Annotated in this window: 21 protein-coding genes and 1 other annotated feature; of the genes, 6 read left to right on the forward strand and 15 right to left on the reverse strand. The window is 37.4% G+C overall.

From position 1 onward, the window contains the following. Entirely contained in the window at positions 1 to 3123 is a 3123-nt protein-coding gene (gene ebgA / locus IGK96_RS10665; RefSeq protein ID WP_161975143.1) for a beta-galactosidase subunit alpha, read from the reverse strand. Continuing rightward, entirely contained in the window at positions 3056 to 4555 is a 1500-nt protein-coding gene (locus IGK96_RS10670) for an amino acid permease (RefSeq protein WP_002359464.1), read from the reverse strand. The genes ebgA and IGK96_RS10670 overlap by 68 nt, the downstream gene beginning before the upstream one ends. Positions 4556 to 4703: 148 nt before the next feature. On the opposite strand from IGK96_RS10670, the gene IGK96_RS10675 reads away from it, so the two are divergent. Together IGK96_RS10675 and IGK96_RS10680 are read left to right on the forward strand one after the other, a co-directional pair. Then, complete coding sequence (locus IGK96_RS10675; protein WP_002356429.1) at positions 4704 to 5534, forward strand: AraC family transcriptional regulator; 831 nt, start codon at positions 4704 to 4706, stop codon at positions 5532 to 5534. A 318-nt stretch (positions 5535 to 5852) separates the two neighbouring features. Continuing rightward, entirely contained in the window at positions 5853 to 6725 is an 873-nt protein-coding gene (locus IGK96_RS10680; protein ID WP_161975142.1) for an LPXTG cell wall anchor domain-containing protein, read from the forward strand. Between the two features lie 249 nt (positions 6726 to 6974). Here the strand turns inward: IGK96_RS10680 and rplL are convergent, their stop codons facing one another. The 5 genes from rplL to lsa(A) all read right to left on the reverse strand — a co-directional run bounded on the left by rplL (position 6975) and on the right by lsa(A) (position 11071). Then, positions 6975 to 7343: a 50S ribosomal protein L7/L12 gene (gene rplL / locus IGK96_RS10685; RefSeq protein WP_002382519.1), complete on the reverse strand. Its 369-nt coding sequence runs from the start codon at positions 7341 to 7343 to the stop codon at positions 6975 to 6977. 62 nt (positions 7344 to 7405) lie between these two features. After that, complete coding sequence (gene rplJ / locus IGK96_RS10690) at positions 7406 to 7906, reverse strand: 50S ribosomal protein L10 (RefSeq protein ID WP_002356426.1); 501 nt, start codon at positions 7904 to 7906, stop codon at positions 7406 to 7408. A 130-nt stretch (positions 7907 to 8036) separates the two neighbouring features. After that, positions 8037 to 8166 (reverse strand) — a sequence feature (ribosomal protein L10 leader region). Between the two features lie 62 nt (positions 8167 to 8228). Next, a complete protein-coding gene (gene rplA, locus IGK96_RS10695; protein WP_002356425.1) occupies positions 8229 to 8918 on the reverse strand; it encodes a 50S ribosomal protein L1 in 690 nt (229 codons plus the stop codon). Between the two features lie 111 nt (positions 8919 to 9029). Continuing rightward, positions 9030 to 9452: a 50S ribosomal protein L11 gene (gene rplK / locus IGK96_RS10700; RefSeq protein WP_002356424.1), complete on the reverse strand. Its 423-nt coding sequence runs from the start codon at positions 9450 to 9452 to the stop codon at positions 9030 to 9032. 122 nt (positions 9453 to 9574) lie between these two features. Then, complete coding sequence (gene lsa(A), locus IGK96_RS10705; protein WP_010713140.1) at positions 9575 to 11071, reverse strand: ABC-F type ribosomal protection protein Lsa(A); 1497 nt, start codon at positions 11069 to 11071, stop codon at positions 9575 to 9577. 375 nt (positions 11072 to 11446) lie between these two features. Here lsa(A) and sdaAB point away from each other — a divergent pair, with 375 nt between their 5' ends. Both sdaAB and sdaAA read left to right on the forward strand, forming a co-directional pair. Further along, complete coding sequence (gene sdaAB / locus IGK96_RS10710; protein WP_002414070.1) at positions 11447 to 12115, forward strand: L-serine ammonia-lyase, iron-sulfur-dependent subunit beta; 669 nt, start codon at positions 11447 to 11449, stop codon at positions 12113 to 12115. A gap of 22 nt (positions 12116 to 12137) precedes the next feature. Continuing rightward, complete coding sequence (gene sdaAA, locus IGK96_RS10715) at positions 12138 to 12998, forward strand: L-serine ammonia-lyase, iron-sulfur-dependent, subunit alpha (protein ID WP_438756129.1); 861 nt, start codon at positions 12138 to 12140, stop codon at positions 12996 to 12998. A gap of 76 nt (positions 12999 to 13074) precedes the next feature. On the opposite strand, the gene IGK96_RS10720 is transcribed toward sdaAA, so the two are convergent. From IGK96_RS10720 to IGK96_RS10730, 3 genes are read right to left on the reverse strand one after another with little or no spacing between them, the layout of a single operon-like run. Beyond that, on the reverse strand, positions 13075 to 13920 hold the full coding sequence (locus IGK96_RS10720; protein WP_002362310.1) for a M55 family metallopeptidase: 846 nt from the start codon (positions 13918 to 13920) through the stop codon (positions 13075 to 13077). After that, positions 13917 to 15020: a M42 family metallopeptidase gene (locus tag IGK96_RS10725; RefSeq protein WP_002356417.1), complete on the reverse strand. Its 1104-nt coding sequence runs from the start codon at positions 15018 to 15020 to the stop codon at positions 13917 to 13919. Before IGK96_RS10725 ends, IGK96_RS10720 begins: the two co-directional genes overlap by 4 nt. A gap of 13 nt (positions 15021 to 15033) precedes the next feature. Then, positions 15034 to 16662: a peptide ABC transporter substrate-binding protein gene (locus IGK96_RS10730; RefSeq protein ID WP_002362523.1), complete on the reverse strand. Its 1629-nt coding sequence runs from the start codon at positions 16660 to 16662 to the stop codon at positions 15034 to 15036. A gap of 76 nt (positions 16663 to 16738) precedes the next feature. Between IGK96_RS10730 and IGK96_RS10735 the strand changes: the two genes are divergently transcribed. Then, on the forward strand, positions 16739 to 17461 hold the full coding sequence (locus IGK96_RS10735) for a MurR/RpiR family transcriptional regulator (RefSeq protein ID WP_070415713.1): 723 nt from the start codon (positions 16739 to 16741) through the stop codon (positions 17459 to 17461). Between the two features lie 92 nt (positions 17462 to 17553). Here IGK96_RS10735 and IGK96_RS10740 read toward each other — a convergent pair whose 3' ends face one another. The 4 genes from IGK96_RS10740 to rpmG all read right to left on the reverse strand — a co-directional run bounded on the left by IGK96_RS10740 (position 17554) and on the right by rpmG (position 19564). Then, positions 17554 to 18432 carry an alpha/beta hydrolase gene (locus IGK96_RS10740; protein ID WP_085443040.1) on the reverse strand — a complete coding sequence of 293 codons (879 nt, stop codon included), beginning with the start codon at positions 18430 to 18432 and terminating at the stop codon, positions 17554 to 17556. 118 nt (positions 18433 to 18550) lie between these two features. Beyond that, the gene (gene nusG / locus IGK96_RS10745) at positions 18551 to 19096 is read right to left on the reverse strand and encodes a transcription termination/antitermination protein NusG (RefSeq protein ID WP_002384070.1); all 546 of its coding nucleotides are present in this window, start codon (positions 19094 to 19096) and stop codon (positions 18551 to 18553) included. Positions 19097 to 19220: 124 nt separating this feature from the next. Next, the gene (gene secE / locus IGK96_RS10750; protein ID WP_002356409.1) at positions 19221 to 19391 is read right to left on the reverse strand and encodes a preprotein translocase subunit SecE; all 171 of its coding nucleotides are present in this window, start codon (positions 19389 to 19391) and stop codon (positions 19221 to 19223) included. Positions 19392 to 19411: 20 nt separating this feature from the next. Next, complete coding sequence (rpmG, locus tag IGK96_RS10755; RefSeq protein ID WP_002356408.1) at positions 19412 to 19564, reverse strand: 50S ribosomal protein L33; 153 nt, start codon at positions 19562 to 19564, stop codon at positions 19412 to 19414. 285 nt (positions 19565 to 19849) lie between these two features. Between rpmG and cbpA the strand changes: the two genes are divergently transcribed. Next, positions 19850 to 20488 (forward strand): cyclic di-AMP binding protein CbpA, encoded by a 639-nt coding sequence (cbpA, locus tag IGK96_RS10760; RefSeq protein ID WP_002365057.1) that lies wholly within the window; start codon positions 19850 to 19852, stop codon positions 20486 to 20488. Positions 20489 to 20561: 73 nt separating this feature from the next. Here the strand turns inward: cbpA and murB are convergent, their stop codons facing one another. Next, a complete protein-coding gene (gene murB / locus IGK96_RS10765) occupies positions 20562 to 21449 on the reverse strand; it encodes a UDP-N-acetylmuramate dehydrogenase (RefSeq protein WP_002387193.1) in 888 nt (295 codons plus the stop codon). Positions 21450 to 21514: the final 65 nt, after the last annotated feature.

Here is a 21514-nt window from a genome sequence, read left to right on the forward strand (position 1 = left end):
TTAAGAAATTGTTGGTCGTTTTACTCGTTCATGTGCGACATCCGCTGCTTGAATCTCTTTATTATTAAAAGGTGTTAAGCGGAATGCCAATTGGAATTCTTCAAACGTAGTCCGGTATTTTTCTAATTGCCACTGGCCACAAGAGTAGCTACCTAGGGCGTTTTGTTTGTAATCGATATTTAAAACAACATACTCACTTTCTTGTAATTCATTGGTATGCTTAGCAACATCTAGCGCTTGTTCTTCAAAATAAGAAACACTAAAATTATATGAATCAGCCGCTGTTGCTACTACCCCTTGGCCGCGATCATCCGTGAATGCGGACCATTTAGTCGCCATGTGGTTACCATTGGCTTGTGGAACAACATAATTAGTGAACATTTCCGCCACTGTAGCATCATAAACGCCAAGTAAACCAGCTTCTTGTGAATCTACATAGTTTTCTCTCGGCCCTTTACCGAAATATTTTACTTCTGATAGAGACTTGTCTAAATGGAGAGTCACACCCAAACGTGGTAACATATCTGGCGCATTTTCAATTTTACCAGCAGGACTACCTTTTAAGTCGAAGAAAATTTCGCCATTTGGTGCAATTAAATACTGATAGGTACATTGATAATGCCAAGCACTGTTAGTCGTTCCGTTAATTGTTTTTACGATGACTTGGATAAAATCATCAACTTTTTTCCACTCAAAAGAACGGACAATTTCATGCTCTAAATGTAAGAAATATTTCTTCTTCATTTCATCAATAATTTCCATATCATTACTGATCGGTGCCCGCCAAAATGTAAATTTCGGCCCTTTATGCAATAATTTTTTACCATCTCGTGTCACATTCGTTAAGGCACCCTTCACTTTATCAAAATTAATTGAAAAGTTTGGTCCTTCAATGTATAAATGAGGGCCAATTTCCTTTGCCATTAGCGAGCCAACTGGTGTGATCTCAATCCCTGGTGTTGCAATTGGCAATTCAAACTGTGCGGTAGCTAATTCATGACCAGCAGATGCATAGGCAGTCGTTTCTTTCAATTGATATGAAAGAGTTAAATAATAGGCGGCTCCTGCCTTTTTAGGAAAATCTAAATGATAAGGTAAGTGCAGTCTTCCTTCTTCTCTAGCAGCAATTGCTGGCACTGCTACTGTCCCTGATTGAATCACTGTTTGATCTTCAGTAATTGTATAAACCAGCTTAAAGATAGCCAAGTTTTCAAAGTCAAACCGACTCAATAATGAGAATTCACCTGACAGAACGTCAATAGCGCTAGTTGTAATGGGTTCAATGACTTTTTTGTATTCATACAAGCTAGGAGATGGCGTACGGTCAGGCATCAACATCCCATCAATACAAAAATCTTTGTTACTTGGATCATCGCCGAAATCGCCGCCATAACGATAATAAACTTCACCATTATCTGTTACAGATTCAATGCCATGGTCAAACCATTCCCAAATAAAGCCACCTTGTAATTTATCATGAGCATAAAATAGCTCTTGGTATTCTTTTAAATTCCCAGGGCCATTCCCCATCGCATGACAATATTCACATAAAATATGCGGTTTTTTTGAATTTTCAATAATCGTATTCATCAGTAATTCTCTAGTTGGGTGTTCCAACCACGTATACATTGTAGAATAGACATCCGTGACCTCTGCCTCAAAATCACCTTCATAATGAACCAAACGTGTTGGATCCATTTCTTTGGCAATACGGGCCATTTCAATAAAGTTATGACCAAACGCAGATTCATTTCCTAACGACCAAAAGAGAATTGATGGATGGTTTTTATCCCGTTGAATCATCCGTACCATCCGAGAAACATAAGCCGTTTCCCATTCTGGATCGTTGCTAATCCAATCATATTCTCCGGTTAATTCAAAGCCATGACATTCCAAATCAGTTTCATCAATCACATACATTCCATATTCATCGCATAAATCATAGAAATAAGCAGATGCTGGATAATGACTGGTTCGAATGGCATTAATATTAAATTGTTTCATTAAACGAATATCTTTTTCAATTTCTTCACGACTAACCACTCGACCATTTTTCGGATTATAATCATGACGATTCATTCCTTTTAGTTTAATGGCCACACCGTTGACTAAGAAAGTCTCACCAGATACATGAATATTTCTGAAACCAACTTTTTGCGGAATAACTTCGACGACTTCCCCTTCAGAAAAAACAGTGATAAATAGTTGATACAAGTATGGTTTTTCAGCTGACCAAGCAGTGACAGACGGTAAACTTGCTGAAAATTCAACCGTACCTTGATTTCCTGCGACAGTCTCTTTAAGAACCGTTTTTCCCTGCTGATCCATCAACTCCAATTGAACTTGTTGTCCTTTGTCTTGCCAAAATTTACCCGTAATTGCCAAGTGGCCATTTTGATACGAATCATCTAAATCGGAAATAATAAAGAAATCTTCCAGCCCATTTTCTGGTACACCGAGTAATTCAACATCACGAAAAATACCACTTAACCACCACATATCTTGATCCTCTAAATACGTACCATCTGACCATTGATAGACTCGCACCGTTAAATCATTTTTTTCACCAATTTTAGCGTAAGGCGTAATGTCAAATTCTGCTTCATTTCGTGCACCTTTACTGTAGCCAACTTCATGGCCGTTCACCCAAACATGATAAGCTGAATCTACGCCACAAAAACGTAAAATGATTTTTTTATCGTGAAATGTTTCATCTATAGCAAATGTCCGTTTGTAAATACCTGTTGGGTTTTCAGTTGGTACATACGGCGGATTAATGGGAAAATTGTACCATAAATCAGAGTAATGCATTTTGCCATATCCTTGGACTTGCCAATTTCCAGGAACAGCGATTTGATCCATTTGGCTTGTATCAAAGTCCGTCGCAAAAAAGTTTTCTGGGCTGTATTCTGGCGCTTCTAAAAAGATAAAATGCCAGCATCCGTTTAAATTTTTGTATGCTTGTGTATATTTATTTTCATTTAATAACGCTGTTTCTTTCGAAGGAAAGCTCGAAAAATGTGCTCGTCCAGGCAACCGATTGATACTATCTACTTTATAATTTTCCCAAGTCTTCATAATCCATTTCTCCTTTACCAACTTCATTTTTTTCTTTTGTTTCATATCGTTTCCAACAAATCCAAGCAAAGCCCATAAAGACAATTAACCCAATAATGTTATACGCCAACATGCCCAGTGGACTAGCGGTTCCTTTCGGTAACGTGCCATTGATTTCTTCCATGATTAATTTTGGATCCGGCACAGTTGACATAAAGAATACAAAGATAAAAATGGCTAATAAGAAAATTCCCGCAATTAAGCCAAAGGTTCGATTACCAAAGCGGAAACTTCTCGGCATTGTTTCTTTTTTCCAACGAAGCCCAATATAGGCGATTAACAAAAACAAGACAGGCACTAATGACGTAGAAGCTGTCATATTAATTAACGTTTCTAAAAAGCTATCCATATTTCCAATTCCTAATGCTGGAATGGCAACTAAAATCGTCACAATAATTCCTTGAACTAACAAAGCATTGGTTGGATTTCCCTCTTCGTTGGTTTTCACTAGCCACTTACCGAAGACCCCATCAGGAATTTCTGAGAAAAATACTTTAACTGGTGCTGCCGTCCACAGAGCCAAAGAACCAAGACTTCCGACAAATAAGATAATTCCTACTAAGCGCACCATCATTGCTGCGGGAATATGGAAATACGTACCTAAAATTTTAAAGATATCAAAAATACCATTTGAAAAATTTCCTTTTAAGACGTCCGTTGGCACTACCAAACCTACAGCAACGGCACCAAGAATATACATGATACCGACCGCAATCGTTGCACCAATCATCGTGCGGACAAACGTTTTATTGCCGCCTTTAACATCCTTAATATATACACCGATACTTTCACCACCGCCAACAGCTTGTAAAATCCACGCCATCGTCATGAAAAAAGTCCAATTAAAAGTTGGCATAATTGACGTCGTGGTAAACTCTTGTGCTGGCTCATTGCCAAAACCAAACACGACGACAAAGGCTAAAACCACAAAAGCTACGCCCATAAATAAACGAGCACCACCCGCTAAGCTAGTCACTTTCGAAATCCACGAAACCCCTTTAATACAAACCCATGTCATTAACCAAAATAACAGGATAGAAATCACTGCAATTATTTTAGTACTATGGTTTCCTTGAAAAACGTTTTGACCTAAAAAAGCGTATGAACCATAAATCAATGTATTCGGTAGTAATGAACAGAAGAAAAACAAGTTGACAAAGAAATATGACCAAGCGCCTAAAAATGCCCATTTAGGTCCTAACACAGATTCCAACCAACTGTGAACACCTGATTCATTTTCAGAATTAGCAGAAGCAAATTCTGCAATCATTAGAATAAATGGTAAAAAGTAAAAAATAGAGCCGAATAAATAGCCTGGAATAGTTGCTAGGCCAATCTGAATACTGTTGTTAACAATGCTGGGAAAGGCAAAAACCGCTGAAAAAGTCATGAGCATCAATGCGACAGAACCTAATCGTTCCCGTGAATGTGTTGCCATTTTACTACATCCTCTCTTTATCAAATTAATTAGTACTCACACATTGTAAAACGCTTACAGTTTTTTAAAAATAAAAAATGTTGCCTATTTCTTGTAAAGATGTTGACTTTTAGAAAGCCTTTACATACTCTTATAAAGAGGTGATAGCATGCAAAATGTTTTTACAAATAATGTCAGCATCCTGATTAATGATCAACCTATTAGCCAAGAATTTCATCTTTATGAAGCTGGCTATGAAAAATGCCGTCCGACAAAACCAACTGAGTTTGCCCCCATTAATTATTGGGTTTTGCATTATTGTAGCGATGGTGAAGGCTATTTTTCAACACCCTTTATGGAAAAACAACACATTACCGCTGGCGATTTGTTTATGATTCCAGCCAATTGTCGCAATATTTATTATCCTAATCGGCAAAATCCTTGGACCTATCATTGGGTCGGTTTTGTTGGAGATCTTTCGTCTCAGTATTTAGAAAAAATAGGCCTGACTACCGAAAATTGTATTTTAAAAGGAACTGTTGATAAGAAATTAGAAAGTTTATTTAAAAATATTTACCAAGAAGCGAAGAAACATAATCATTTTGGCAGTTTAAGTGAAAGCTTTCAATTGTTGAATTATCTAGAGCATCATTCCGTTACACAGCACGAAAACCAAAGCCAACAATTATTTAACCAAATTAAAATGGCTATTCACGAAAATTTTTCAAACAATCTTTCAATTAGTCAATTAGCTTCCGAGTATAACATTGATCGTAGCTATTTATTTAAGCTGTTTCAGCGTTATGAACAAACAAATCCTAGTATTTATGTACAAAACTTAAAATTGCAAAAAGCCTGTTCTCTGTTAAGAAAAAGTTCCTTAACCATCACGGAAATCAGTTTTGAAGCAGGTTTTTCTTCACCTTCTTATTTTTCAAAATTTTTCTTCCAGAAAAAAGAGATGACACCTCGACAATATCGTCAACAGTTTTTGACTTAAAATAAATTGTCATTATTCTTAAATCTGTATTTTTATCCTTTTAAAAGATTGACAAGTTTTCGTTATGCAGCATACTTGTCAATCTTTTATATAATGACTAATTTACTCGAAACTACCATTAAGCGAATACAGTACTTCTATAACCAACACCTTTGAAATATTTTGACACTAATGTAGTGCTCTCTATGGATCGTTTTTTTGATAGATTAACAGTTTAAAATTTATATTTTTTATCACCTAGTATATATTCTTAAGCTTTTCTTAATATTTAATTGTTACAAAAATATTTCAAAAATGTTACAATAGGTAACGAAAGGAATGATTAAAATGAAAAAAATGTTTTTAGGACTCTTTTGTTTTGTTTCGATTACCACACTATCAGTTTCTAATGTATGGGCAGAAGATTCGGCTAATGAAGCTTCTGTGGAAAAGTCAACAGTTACTTCTTTAACTCAAGAAACTTCAGCAACAACAATTAATGCTTCAACTGATTCAACAGCACTTACAGCTGAAAGCGAGGAACTTCCATCGCTTCGTCAAACACTTCTTAATTACGTAGGTATGTATGGTTTAACAGAAACCTTGATAAATCGTTTATCTGATGACGAACTGGACTACGCAAAAAAAGTTTCGTTTCATTTTGTAAACCAAGACATCAGTGGAACAGCGAGAATGATTACTAAATTATATGGTGAGAAACCTATCCCGGAGGACTCCTACTCTACAGATTACTCAACATTAACGATTGATGACTTAAAAAATTATTTACCTCAAATTCGACTTTCGTTAATTTATGTATATGATTTAAATAGTGATGTTGTAAATAATTTAAGCGATCAAACACTCGTCGATTTAATTAATCAAGTCAAGGTAGACTACGCTAACCAAAATTACCCATCTGATGTCCGTGGTGATTATGGTTTAGCATCAATGGCAGCTAAAATAAAAGCAAACGATTATACGTCAATCAATCAAAGTGCTGAAAGTGTTTCTTCGGATACTACTAATACAGAATCTACATTACAAACAACTACAAGCAGTTCGAAGAAAGCTACTACATCAAGTTCAACCGAGCACAAAAAGGGTATATTTCCCAGTACTGGCGAAAAAAAATCAGTTTTATTTACCATCATTGGAATCATCTTACTATCTTTAGTTAGTATATTCATTATAAAAAATAAAAAGAAATAGACCTACTATTCAATCATTATTTAAATAATTTGCTTTTTATCAAATAATATTGATAACGAGAACTTATAGAAATTATCAAATCCAGAGGTTAAGATCCTCTGGATTTTCTCTTTAGCTATGAATGCTTATCTTTATTAAACAAAAAGATTATTTTGACAATCAATTCACTAACTTTACCACCATTTAAAAGCTTAATAAAAAAGAACCCTTGTAACACAAGGGTTCTCGAACATTCAAAAGTTGAATGAATTATTTTACTGTTACTGAAGCGCCAACTTCTTCTAAAGCAGCTTTTAAAGCTTCTGCTTCTTCTTTAGAAACGCCTTCTTTAACTGGTGCAGGAGCGCCATCAACTACAGCTTTAGCTTCTTTCAAGCCTAAGCCAGTTGCTTCACGAACTGCTTTGATAACTTTAACTTTTTGATCGCCAGCTGCTGTTAATTCAACAGTGAATTCAGTTTGTTCTTCTGCTGCTCCACCTGCTGCTGGTCCAGCTACTGCTACAGGAGCTGCTGCTGATACGTCAAATTTTTCTTCGATAGCTTTAACTAATTCGCTTAGTTCTAAGATAGTTGCTGTTTCTAACTCAGCAACGATGTTTTCAATGTTTAATGCCATTTTGAATTTCCTCCATTTAAATTAAAATTGTTTGTTTTTTATTTGTTTGAATTAGACTGCAATTAAGCAACTTCTTCGTTTTTCTCTGCCACTGCTTTGACAGCGTAAGCCACGTTGCGGACTGGCGCTTGTAATACAGATAATAGCATAGATAGTAAACCTTCGCGGTTTGGTAGTTTTGCCAACGCAGTAATTTGTTCCACTGAAGAAACTTTTCCTTCGATGACGCCACCTTTGATTTCTAATGCTTTTGCATCTTTAGCAAATTCGTCGATGATTTTAGCTGGTGCTACTACATCGTCGTTGCTGAATGCGACAGCAGTTGGGCCTGTAAAGACTTCGTCTAAGCCGTCTAAACCAACTTTTTTAGCTGCACGAGAAAGGATTGAGTTTTTGATGACTTTCATTTCTACGCCTGCATCACGTAATTGTTTACGTAAGTTAGTGACTTCTTCAACTGTTAAACCACGGTAGTCCACGATTACAACTGATGCTGCTGATTCAAATTTCTCAGCGGCTGCTTGAACTAGGGTTTCTTTTTTAGCGATTGCTGCTTCACTCATTTATTTCACCTCCTGATTTTGATGGTGGAGTTGGACTTGGTTTACGTTATGTAAAGTAGAAGAATCAAATGAAACTTCGCTCACTTCGTTCGCCAAGTATTGTTTTACATCGGCTTTTTTTCAAAAAGTCGTGTAAAACAACAAAACTCCATGCCACCGTAGACATAGAGGGACCGAATTGTATATAACTCAACAATTGTCCTCGGTAGGAAATTAAGACTTGCGTCACCTACTGTCTTCGGTACAGTTAATTATTAACCTCACTCACTTTACCATAGGGTAAGTGAGTGAGTCAAGAATTTTTTAATTATTTTCTTTCAAATTAGAAAGAAGCTTGGTCAACGTGGATTCCAGGTCCAAATGTTGTTGTTACTGAAATGTTTTTGATGTATTGACCTTTAGCAGTTGATGGTTTAGCTTTCAATAATACGTCGTTAATTGTGTTGAAGTTTTCAACCAATTTTTCGTTATCAAATGAAACTTTACCGATTGGTACGTGGATGTTACCAGCTTTGTCAACGCGGTAAGTTACTTTACCAGCTTTAACTTCTTCAACAGCTTTTGTAACGTCCATTGTTACAGTACCAGTTTTAGGGTTTGGCATTAAACCTTTTGGTCCTAAGACACGGCCTAATTTACCAACTGTAGCCATCATGTCAGGAGTCGCAACAACTACGTCAAAGTCGAACCATCCACCTTGGATTTTTGCAACCATGTCGTCGTCGCCTACGAAATCTGCACCAGCAGCTTCAGCTTCTTTAGCTTTTTCGCCTTTAGCGAATACTAAAACAGTTTGTGTTTTACCAGTTCCGTTTGGAAGCACAACTGCTCCACGGATTTGTTGGTCTGCTTTTTTAGGGTCAACGTTCAATTTGTAAGCAACTTCAACTGTTGCGTCAAATTTCGCGATGTTTGTATCTTTTGCTAAAGCTACTGCTTCTTCAACTGAGTAAGCTTTTGTAGCATCAACTTTTTTCAATGCTTCTTGCATTTTTTTGCTCTTTTTAGCCATTTTGTTTCCTCCTTGATTGTGGTTATAACGGTTGTACCTCCCACGTCTTTCATATCTTTAAATATGAAACGAACTGAGAAGCTACTTCTTTGAGTAAGTGTGGAATAAAAATTATTCTACGATGATACCCATGCTTCGTGCAGTTCCTGCAACCATGCGCATTGCTGCTTCAACGTCAGCGGCGTTTAGGTCTGCCATTTTAAGTTCAGCGATTTCTTTCACTTGATCGCTTGAAACTGTTGCAACTTTAGTTTTGTTTGGTTCACCTGAACCTTTTTCGATTTTTGCAGCTTTTTTCAATAAGACTGCAGCAGGTGGTGTTTTAGTAATGAATGTAAATGAACGATCTTCATATACAGAGATTACTACTGGAATAATTAAGCCTGCTTGGTCAGCTGTACGAGCATTGAATTCTTTAGTGAATCCCATGATGTTGATACCTGCTTGACCTAACGCTGGACCTACTGGTGGAGCTGGTGTTGCTTTCCCCGCAGGAATTTGTAATTTAACGATTTTTTCTACTTTTTTAGCCACGAAAATACCTCCTTAAGTTCTCGTGCGTGGTTAATGGGGTTGAGATTTCCCCTCCCACTCAACGTACATTTAAAACATACCCTATTACTATACAGGATTCCCTTTACTTTTTCAAGATGTTTTTATGATTTCAAGACAATTTTTTTATCCGTTATTTTCTTCATGAAATGCGCATCATGCTCAATCACTAGCATTGCAGGCTTCACAGATAAGATTAGCGCTTCTAATTGTTGATGATTAAACACATCCAAGTAATTAAGGGGTTCATCCCAAATATAAAGCTCTGCTGATTGAGACAATGATTTGGCTACTTCGACTTTTTTCCGTTGCCCCATACTCATTTGTTCAATTCGATTAGTGAAAACGGCACGCTCCATCCCAAGTTTTCGTAAGTTATTTAAAAATTGAGTGTAATCTAACTGATTTTTCTCTGCAAATTCGGATAAAGTTCCTTGATTGTCTTCATAATCTTGGCGCACATAAGAAATGGTTAATTGGTGAGCCAAAGTGGCTTCGCCTTCTGAATCCCCAGAAAAATTATCCAATAAATACTGAATTAAGCTCGATTTTCCTGAGCCATTTTTTCCTGTTATTCCGACAATTTCTCCCGCGTTTATTGAAAAAGAAATTGGCGCAAACAGCCAATTTTTCTCGTAGCCTAGACGAAGCTCTTCCACCGTCAATAATGTTTTGTGATGCGTTGGCTGATAATCCATTGACAAAGAATCAATATACTCAAGATCTTTTAATAGTTTTTCTTTTTCTGCTAATTGTGTTTCGGCGCGTTGTTGAATATGTTTCGAGCGCTTCATTACGCGCGCTGCCCGGGCACCAATGGCTCCTGTATCAAAAATCGCCCCGCTCCCTTTTTCCTTAGCGTTGCCGTACTTATCACCTTCACGGTTCATCGACCATTCCGCTTTTTTACGAGCGGTTTCTTTCAAGCGATTGACTTCTTTTTTGATTTTTTCATTTTCTGCCAGTTCAAAAGCATCTCTTAATTTTTTTTGCTCTTCATAAATAGAAAAATCCCCTTGGTACAGTGTCAATTGACTTTTTTCAATCGCCAAAATATGATCAACCACTTCATCAACAAATGCCCGATCGTGGCTGACTAAAATAAATCCATGTTTCTTTTTCTTCAAATATTCAGCCACTTGTTGTCTGCCAGCTAGATCTAAATGATTTGTTGGCTCGTCAATTAAAGGAAAGGCATTTTCTTCAATAAAAAGAAGACCTAATAAAACTTTCGTCTTTTCGCCGCCTGATAAAGAAGAAAAGGGCCGCCATAAAACTTCAGGATCAACGTTTAAAAGCGTTAATTCTCGTTCTAATTCCCACTGTTCAAAAGAAGTCACCTCTTGTAAGACATAATAAGTGAGCTGTTGTTCTTCTGCAACTGTTTGTGGAAAATAGACGAAATCGACTTGATGAAGAATCTCTCCTTGGTAATCCAACTGCTTTTGTAACAATCTTAATAAGGTTGTTTTCCCACGGCCATTTCGGCCAATCAATCCTAATTTCCAATTGGTATCCATCGTGATATTTGCCTGATCAAAAAGCAACGCTTCTTGATTATCATAGGCAAAAGATAGTTGTTTTAGTTCAATTTTCGACATAAATATACCTCCATAAAGCAAAATTGATGCAGCTTTACGGAAATCAGCGGCATCAATCCAAGGTATACAAAAAGACCCGTGGCTGAATTCTTTAAGCTAATTTCCGAAAATCCGCACACTCCACCCGTTATAATCAGGCAAAGTTATACAGTTTCTCTAAAAAATTAACTTAAATTTTCAACGCACGAATCCCTCTTTTCGTCTTTTATTATCTAGAATTTAGCATCTCTTCACTGATTTGTCAACGAAGGCCCCTTGCTTTCATTCTGATAAAAATTTAAATTATTCGCTAAAACACAAGCGATTGCCTAGTTCCCCGCCATTTTTTGTGTTAGACTTCCAATGAAAACATATTCTAATGAAGAAGGTGCTGAAATGGAAGAGTTACGCTTTAATAGTGTTTTTGATATTATCGGACCCGTTATGATTGGTCCAAGCAGTTCTCATACAGCTGGAGCGGCAAGAATTGGAAAAGTGGTTCGGAGTATTTTTGGACAGCAACCTGATAGCGTTGACATTTATTTATATGAGTCTTTTGCTAAAACTTATCGTGGTCACGGAACAGATATCGCCTTAGTTGGCGGCCTTTTAGGTATGGAACCAGATGATGAGCAACTAGCCAATTCTTTGGAAATTGCTTATGAACAAGGAATGGAAGTTTGTTTTATTCCTAAAAGTGAAAAAGCAGACCACCCTAATTCCGTTAAAATTGTGGTTTCTTCTGGCGACCGAAAACTATCTGTGACAGGAATTTCAATTGGTGGTGGAAACATTCAAATTTCTGAATTAAATGGCTTCAAATTGTCTTTAAGTATGGGCACGCCAACATTTATCGTTGTCCATCAAGATGTTCCTGGCATGATTGCTAAGGTGACCAACATCCTTTCAGCTAGCGATATCAATATTAGTACAATGACCGTTACCCGAGAATCTAAAGGGGAAAAAGCGATTATGATTATTGAAGTTGATCAAGCCGAAGTCGGTGACATTGTCATGCAATTAGCTGAAATCCCTCATATATATAGCGTCAACTATTTTGACTAAATGAACGTAAAGGAGTAATACGATGTTTTATTCAATTGAAGATTTGGTAGCTCAAGCGAAAGAGTACCCTTCTGTGAGCGAATTAATGATTGCAACAGAAATGGCTCATGGCGGGTATTCTCGTGAACGAATTATTGAAACAATGGAAAAAAATCTAGCCGTTATGAAACAATCTGTCGCTGAAGGAATCGCTGGTGTTACCTCAGTAACAGGGCTAACTGGTGGCGATGCAACCCGCTTAAATGATTACATACATTCAGGCAACTTTTTAAGCGGTGAGACCATTTTACAAGCCGTGCGAAATGCGATTGCTGTTAATGAAGTTAATGCAAAAATGGGCTTGATTTGTGCTACACCAACCGCAGGCAGTGCCGGAGTAGTTTCTGGCGTCTTGTTGGCAGTTATTGATCGCTTAAAGTTAACGCATCAGCAACAATTGGATTTTCTATTTACAGCTGGGGCTTTTGGCTTAGTGATTGCCAATAATGCCTCAATCAGTGGTGCCGAAGGTGGTTGTCAAGCTGAAGTCGGCTCTGCTAGTGCAATGGCCAGTGCCGCTTTAGTTGCGGCTTCTGGTGGTACGCCTGATCAATCTGCTCAAGCTGTGGCTATTACGATAAAAAATATGATGGGCCTCATTTGTGATCCTGTTGCAGGACTTGTTGAAGTCCCTTGCGTGAAGCGAAATGCATTAGGTTCTTCTCAAGCCTTCATCTCAGCTGACATGGCTTTAGCGGGGATTCGAAGTGTCATTCCACCAGATGAAGTCATCCACGCAATGTACCAAGTGGGTCGCCAAATGCCACAAATTTTCAAGGAAACCGCTGAAGGCGGTCTTGCGGTGACACCAACTGCACAACGTTTAAGCAAAGAAATTCTATAGAAACAAAAATAGAAATAACTATTGCAAGAAGCTTACAGAAAAAAACGTCCATTCGTTTTTTCCGTAAGCTTCTTCTTTAATAACTTGTTCCGCCTAAACCAACCACAGCGACAATTCCATTCATGACATCTTTCATCGTTTCACCTACAAATGAAACAGTTCTACCATCAATGCGTTTAATCATTGGTAACATTTCAATACGATCTGCTTGTGCTGTCGTCACGCATTGCAATTTTACAGTTGCTGGTGTTTGCAAGGCATATCGGGGTAATTCAGACAACGCAAAGGAAGTTAACACCTGACTTGTAGTTGCTACGATAGCTTCCCGAACTTGTTGCATGGGTCTATTTTTGATTGCATAACGTCCCAGAGATTCTTTGGTGGAAACAAAGGGAACTTTGGACATCATTTTTTCTTGAAAAAGTTGTTCCTCTAAGCCTGATTCACCGATAATTAAACCAACAGGGACACCTAATTCGCTAGCGTAAGCTGCATTAATTGTCGTTTCATTCATCGCTAAGTCGTTTATTTTTAAATCATAAGCAACACTAGCGCTATACCCATGATCCATATTCCCTTTTTGTTTACCAATACCGGCATGATAACCTAAGAAAAAGACCACATCATAGCTACTATCCAAGCCACTCATCATATAATCCATGCGAGGAAAGCCGCTCACTAAGGAAATTCGTTCATCCATTTCTGCCAAGCGCGCATAAGCTAAATTCAATCCACGGCTATGCGAATCGGCAATAGTAATTTCTGTAATTTGTTCATTTTTGGCACTCTTTTGAATCCCTTCAATCAACCAAGCCACATGTTGGTGATATAATTCTCGGAATAAAACGGTGTCTTCTTTTTCCATATCAAATGTCGCAATACCTGCTAATCCTTCAATATCGCATGATACATAAATCTTCATTTGTTCCACTCCTTTGACAATGGCTGAACCAGTGCTTGAATTTTGTCAGCATCTAAATTTTTGATTAATTGAATGACTAATTCTTTCGCCGCTTGGTAATCTTGAAAGTCTACATAGCAATGGGGTGTGTGAGCGTAACGGACAGGAATTCCTACAACAATCGTCGGGGCTCCTTGAACTTGTGTAATCGCCATGCCATTGGTTCCACCACCACTTCGAACAGAAACTTGAACAGGAATTTTGTGTATTTTAGCAATCTCTAGTGCATACTCTTGAAATTCTGGATTCGTAATCATAGAAACATCAAAATAGCGTAACATCGGTCCTTTTCCCATTGCTGATTGAATCATCTCTGGCGTTTCTGCCGTATCATCAGCCGGGCAGCCTTCGAAAACAATAGCTAAATCAGGATTGACTTGCTTTGCGGCAATAAGTGCTCCTCTTTCGCCAACTTCTTCTTGTGCAGTTACTGTCGCAACTAACTTGAATGGAAGTGTCTCTTCTTTCAACTCCTCCATGACATCCACTAAGCAAGCACAGCCAATGCGACAATCAAAAGCTTTTCCTAAAAAAAGATCTGTCTGTTCGTTGTAACAACACGTCACATCTGGAATGACCGGTGCACCAAGATCGATTTTGTACGTTTCAATTACTTCTTCTTTTGAGGTAGCACCAATGTCGATCGTCAAATCAGCAATGGTTAATGGCCGCTGTCGTTCCTCTGGTGTCATAAAATGAGGGGGCCGACTAGTAACTACGCCTGGCAGATAGGTACCTTCCCGGTTACGAATCCGAACTTTTTGTGCAGAAATCGTATTTGGGACCCAGCCACCTAACGGAAGAAAACGCAACAAGCCGTTTTCTTTAATTGCTTGAATCATAAAACCCACTTCGTCACTATGGGCATCAAAAAGCACAACTGGACCTTCACTTAGATTATTTTTCTTCTCAAGATATAAATTTTTAATGGCATCTAGCCGTTGAATAGTAAAATCCGCAGTTGCATGTTGAAGGATTCTAACGACTTCTGTTTCAAAGCCTGAAACACCATTAGCATTTGAAAGTTCCTGAATTAATTGAACAGCTTGACTTTTTTTCATTTTTTCCCAACCTTTACTTGTCACTGATAGAGACTGATTTGTAATAGCCTGAACCTAATGGACCATAGACTAAATTTTGGACAGAATCGGCCACTAAGCGTGCTTCTGTTAATTGATAAAGAGGAACTAGGGGGGCTTCTTCCGCAACCAATTGATCCGCTTTTTGTAATGTTTTCCAACGTTCTTCATATTTATTTGCATAAGTTACGTTTGCTTCTTGAAGCAACTGATCAAAGGTCTTATTAGACCATTTACCAAAATTATTGGAATTTTTTGATTGCAATAAGTTTAAGAAATCGATTGGATCAGCATATACTGGCGTCCAGCCACCAACCACAATGTCGAAATCTCCGCTGCGACTTTTTTCTAAACGATTATTAAAAGGAACTGGCGAAACATTGACTGTTAAATTTTCTAAATTATCTGCTAAAGCTCCTTGAACATACTCACTGATTTTTTTTGCATTTTCTGTATCCGAACTTAAAATGGTTAGCTCCGCTTTTTCAATTCCTAATTCTTTTTTAGCTGTTTGCCATAACTCTTTCGCTTTTTCTGGTTCACTAGGATTTAAATCTCCTAATTCCTCTGCAAAATCTTTTTGCGTTTCTTGATTAGTGAAACCTGTTGGCACGAAGCCAAGTGCTTTTTTTGAGCCATCATTTAAAACATTTTTAGCTAAACGTTCAGAATTTAATGATAATGCTATTGCTCGACGTGCATTCTTATTTGCCAAAAGATCTTTTTGCGTATTTAATTGGATATAATACGTTCCAGGAATTTCACGAATTTTCAAAGCTGCATTGCCTTGTTCTTGTGCAACAATTTCTCCAGAAATTTTTACAACATCTAATTCTTTCCCTTCGAAAAGATTTTTCCCAGTATTGACTTCTTTAACTACTTGGACATCCACCTTATCCAATGAAACATTCGCTTGATCCCAATAATTTTTATTCTTCACATAGGACCAAGTATTATTCGTGCCATCCCAACCTTCTAATGTGAAGGCGCCATTGTAAAGTGTTGACTCAGCTGATGTACCATAGTTTTTGCCCGTTTTTTCGACAAATGCTTCATTTAAAGGATAAAAAGCTGGTACCGCCAATAATTGTTGAAAATAACTCATAGGATAGCTTAGCTCTACTTCCAAGGTATGGTCATCAATGGCTGTTACCCCTAACTCTTCTTTAGATTTGCCACCGTCAACAATAGCACGATAATTTTTTAGCCCTTCAAAGTAATACGCTTGCGGGGAAGCTGTTTTTGGGTCCACTGTGCGCTTCCAAGAGTATTCAAAATCATTGGCTGTGATTGGCTCGCCGTTACTCCATTTTGCATCTTTTCGAATCGTAAAAGTATAGCTTAAACCATCATTGGAGGGCTGTACTTTTTCAGTTGCCAATGCTGGTTTAGCTTCTCCTTTTTCGTCAAAGGAGAAAAGTCCCTCCCCTACTTGACTCATTACATCTGCTGCTGTATTATCCATTGCCAACGACACGTCTGCCGTTGATAATTCCGAATCAATCCCGACCCGTAATACCTGTTGTTCTTGCTTTTTGGTTTCTTTCCCAACACTTCCACAGCCCGAGAGAAGTAGAACCATGATTGCTGCCAAAGACAGCCTTTGCTTTGTTGCCCTTTTCATAAAAACACCTCATTTTTTATTTTTTGATACCTTTTTCCCACAAAATTATTTATAATCTGATAAAGGAGGTTTGCTCATGAACTTAGATTACTTAAAAGAAACGTATCATTTAACAAAAACAGAAAGTCAGATTTTGTATTATTTGGATCAACAAAGTACGAACGCGGCCGATTTGAGTATTCGAGAAGTTGCCAAACACTGCTTTTCTTCGCCTAGTTCCATCATTCGTTTAGCCAAAAAATTAAATTTATCAGGTTATAATGAACTTATTTACAAATTAAAAGAAGCCCATTTTTCTCAGCCAATCCCTTTTGAAACAGCACCTTCATTTGAAACAACCAACGAGTTTTGTCGACTGCTTGCCAAACACAAGAGTCATTTATTTGTTATTTTAGGTCATGACTTTTCACGACATTTGGCGGCTTACATTAGTGAAGTTTTCAATTTTCATGGCATCCCCAGTATCACAACAGCCCATACTCATTCGATAAATAGTCAAAATAATCAGAATTTTCTTTTTATCATCCTTTCACATTCTGGTGAAGAAAAATACTTAAAAGAAACAGCTCTGCTTGCGAAAGAGAAAAAACATCCTATCATTTCTTTTGTTGGTGCCAAAAATTCAACTCTTGGTCGACTGGCAGATCTCGTTTTTTCAACTGACTCTTACAGCCCGTTTTCAACAAGTGTCGCTCAGCCACAAATGTTTTTTGGCCAAACATTAATCATCTTTGAAGCCTTGATTTGTGCTTATTTAAATCATGAGGATTCCATTCCAATATCTCCTAAAAATAAATAATTTTATTTATTATAGCTGAAAAAAGCTATTTCGCTAGCCAAAGTATAGAAAAAGGCACATGTTCCATTTTTTATGGAACATGTGCCTTTTTGCTATTTTTTACTCGGCCATAGAAATTCAATTAGCAATTGATCTACTTCAGGATTTTCATGTAATTGGCTATGTTGTGCATTTTCTCCTTTAATAATCTGGCTAGTGACTTGAGTTCCTCGCTGTCTTAGCAAGGCGTTGACTGCTAAGGCACTAGATAACGGTACCGTTCCATCACTTAAATCTGTTGCACTTAATTGACCACCAATTAATAAAATGGGCAGTTTTTCTGGAACAACATTGATCATCTCTTGATAATCCAAATAGCGGCTACTTTTTTCTGTGGGGCCGTTTTCTAGTTCCGTTTCGATGGTTTGCTGTTGACTCGTATCAATAAAATCATTGAAAGGTGCTCCAATGCTGACGAATTTTTCAATTTTAGGTAACGATGCGTCTTGCCCATAGGTTCCTAAATAACGTAAACCACTAACACCACCCATAGAGTGCCCGACAATATTGGCTTTGTTCACTTGATAATTTTTTTGTAAATAGAGTAATGTGTTTTTTATCCATTCTGTTTGATTCCATTCATTGTTTTTATTATCTTCAAATAGAACTTGAACACTGGGATTCGTCGCTTTGCCACTTAAAGCTCCTCGCTCTTTAACCACGGTCCCATCAGGTTTAACGAGTAGCACTAACTCTTGAGTTGTGGCACCTTGTTTCTCCAAGCGATGAAGTAACGAGCCAAACGAATTTTTAGTTCCCGCGTAACCATGAAAAAAAAGCGTTGGTGTTGTTGTGCGGTTTAACTCAACGGTTGCTTCTTTTGTGGGGGCTTGGTTGTCATTCTTCGTGGTTGCTCCAATTTGGCAAGCACTTAATAATAGAACAAGACCCATTAGCAAAGAAAAATAACGATATTTTTTGGCCTGTTTCATTTTTTCATTCCTTTCTGCGATGAAATAAAAAAGGGCTTGGAAAAGAAGTCAGTTGACTGCTTTTCCAGACCCTACAATCTGTATCAATCAGCTGAACAATAGTTTGTCAGCTTGTTTATTAATCAATGTTATCGACTTGTTCAAAGTCTAATTCTGTACTTGTTTCACGACCAAACATATCGATGTTTACTTTTAATTTTTGTTTTTCTTCATCGATTTCTGTCACAACACCTTCAAGACCAGAAAAGGCACCTTCGATAATTTTCACTGTATCGCCTAGCGCTACTTCTAAGTCTGATTGACGGGTGCTCATGCCAATTGAACGTAAAATGTGGTTAATTTCTTCTTGTAATAAAGGAGCGGGTTTACTACCAGCACCATGTGAGCCTACAAAACCAGTTACGCCTGGCGTGTTACGAACAATATACCAAGAATCATCGGTCATAATCATTTCCACTAACACATAACCAGGGAAAGTTTTATGAACGATTTCTTTTTCTTTACCATTTTTGACTTCTTTTTCTGTTTCTTCTGGTACAACGACACGAAAAATATAATCGCCCATCCCCATGCTTTGTGCACGTGATTCAATGTTTGCTTTTACTTTATTTTCATAGCCTGAATAGGTGTGCAATACGTACCAATTTCTTTCAAAAGTTTCCATTACTGATTCGGCTCCTTTAAATGTTTTAGTTTATTTTTTTCGAGCAAATAAAAAAAGCTCAGTTTCCCGAAGCTTTTTCTCGAATACTATTATAGCACCCCTCGTCGGGAAATACTAGAATTAATTATTTTAAAATCCAGCCAAATGCCGTTTGGATAACAGTATCCATGATAAAGAACAATGCTGCAAATAAAATAGATGTTTCAATTACAACTAATGTATCTTTACGCAATTGTTTTTTTGTTGGCCAAGTTACTTGCTTCATCTCATCAGCAACGCTGCGGAAAAATTTCATGTTGATACCCTCCTCTAAATCTATTTCGTTTCTTTATGTAACGTGTATTGATTACAATATTTACAGAATTTATTGATTTCTAAGCGTTCGCCACGTTTACCTTCACTAACGGATTTAGAATAGTTGCGAGAGCCACAAACGGAACAAGCAAGAGCTGCTTTCTTTGTTGCCATGTTCTTCGACCTCCTCTATTCACAAATTTACTTCTTAACAGTACCATTATTCGAAAAAGTTGTCAAAGTTTAATTTACTTTTTAAAGAAGCGCCGTGCCGATTCTTACGTAATTTTTTACCATTATCGCGAATACGTGCTTGATTTCTTTTATAAAATATCTGATTTTTCTTTATTTTCTATTTATTTTAACAAAATTGCTTTTATTCTGAGGTCTCAGCTATTGTTTTCTGCTAAGTTATGATATGATAAATTTATTAAAAATGAACCCTTAGGAGGCCTGTTTATGTTATTAAAATCTGTAGTTATTAAAAAAGATAATTTAACAACAGTCAATGAATCTTGTACTCTAGAAGAAGCTCTTTCTATTTTAGAAGACTCAGGTTACCGTTGTGTCCCAATTTTAGACGAATCTGGAAAAATTTTCCGAGGAAATATCTATAAAATGCATATTTACCGCCACAAAGCAAACGGTGGCGATATGAGTTTACCTGTTACCTATTTGTTAAAAAATGCCACAAAATTTATTTATGTCAACACTTCATTTTTCAAGGTATTTTTTACTATTAAAGAACTACCTTACATTGCTGTTTTAGATGAAAATAATTATTTTTACGGCATTTTAACACACAGCACCTTATTAAATATTTTAGCGCAATCTTGGAATGTAAAACAAGGGAGCTACGTTTTAACAATTGCTTCAGTTGGTCAACAAGGCGACTTAGCAGCCATTTCAAAAATCATTGCCAAATATAGCAGCATCGCCAGCTGTATTACATTGGATGTTGATAGTGAAGAATTTGTTCGTCGCACACTTATTACTTTACCAGCCGGCACAACTGCCGAAACGTGTACAGCCATTGTAGAACATTTAGAGCGGAAAAACTTTAAAGTTGTAGAATTGGAAAATTTAGAAGACGAGTAAAATTTACGACCTTTATCTTAGGATTTAAAGCTAGGGAGGCAAGTCAAAATGACTTGCCTCCCTAGCTTATTTTTTAGACTTCTTCACCAATAATTCGAACTTCCGTTTGCAATTCAACATCAAATTTTTCTTTAATCACTTCTTGGATATGTGCAATTAATTCCACATAATCTGTTGCGGTTGCATGATCGATGTTAACAATAAATCCCGCATGCTTTTCGGAAATTTGAGCACCGCCCCATTTCAAGCCTTGTAAGCCAGCGTCTTGGATTAATTTCCCTGTAAAATGACCAACAGGGCGTTTAAAGACACTGCCACAAGAGGGATACTCTAGCGGTTGCTTCAGTTCACGAAGTTCCGTTAATTCATCCATTTGGGCTTTAATTTCTGCATGGTTTCCTTTTTCTAAAGCAAACGTTGCTTGCAAGACAATACAATGTAATTCTTGAATTTCACTATGACGATAACGGAAATTCAGGTCTTCTTTCGTCATTGTTTGGATAGTTCCATCTGCCAACAGCACTTCTGCAGATTGGAAAACATCTTTAATTTCCCCGCCGTATGCTCCAGCATTCATATAAACAGCACCACCGACACTTCCCGGAATGCCACAAGCAAATTCAAAACCAGTTAAGTCAGCTGCTAAGGCTTCGTAGGTTGTATCAATCAGCTTGGCACCAGCATCCACAATCATGGTGGTACCGGCTACTTTGATTTCTTTCATTTCTGTTAGCATAATCACGACATCGCGAATACCGCCATCACGAACAATCAAGTTGCTAGCATTGCCTAATACTAACCATGAAAGTCCTTGTTCTCGGCAATACGCCACAATCTCTTCGACTTCTTTTTTTGTTTTGGGTAAGGCCAACACATCAGCTGGGCCGCCTGTTTTGGTAAAGGTTACGTTTTTTAATGGTTCATCTACTAATAAAGTAATTTCGTTTAATGTTTCTAACATAGCTTTAGTGTTCACGAAAGTTAGTCCTTTCTTTTCAAAATATCTGTCTTATTCTAGCATGATAG

Origin of the sequence: Enterococcus sp. DIV0682 (assembly GCF_051712685.1) — a bacterium.
In the GTDB taxonomy this organism is placed as follows: domain Bacteria; phylum Bacillota; class Bacilli; order Lactobacillales; family Enterococcaceae; genus Enterococcus; species Enterococcus faecalis.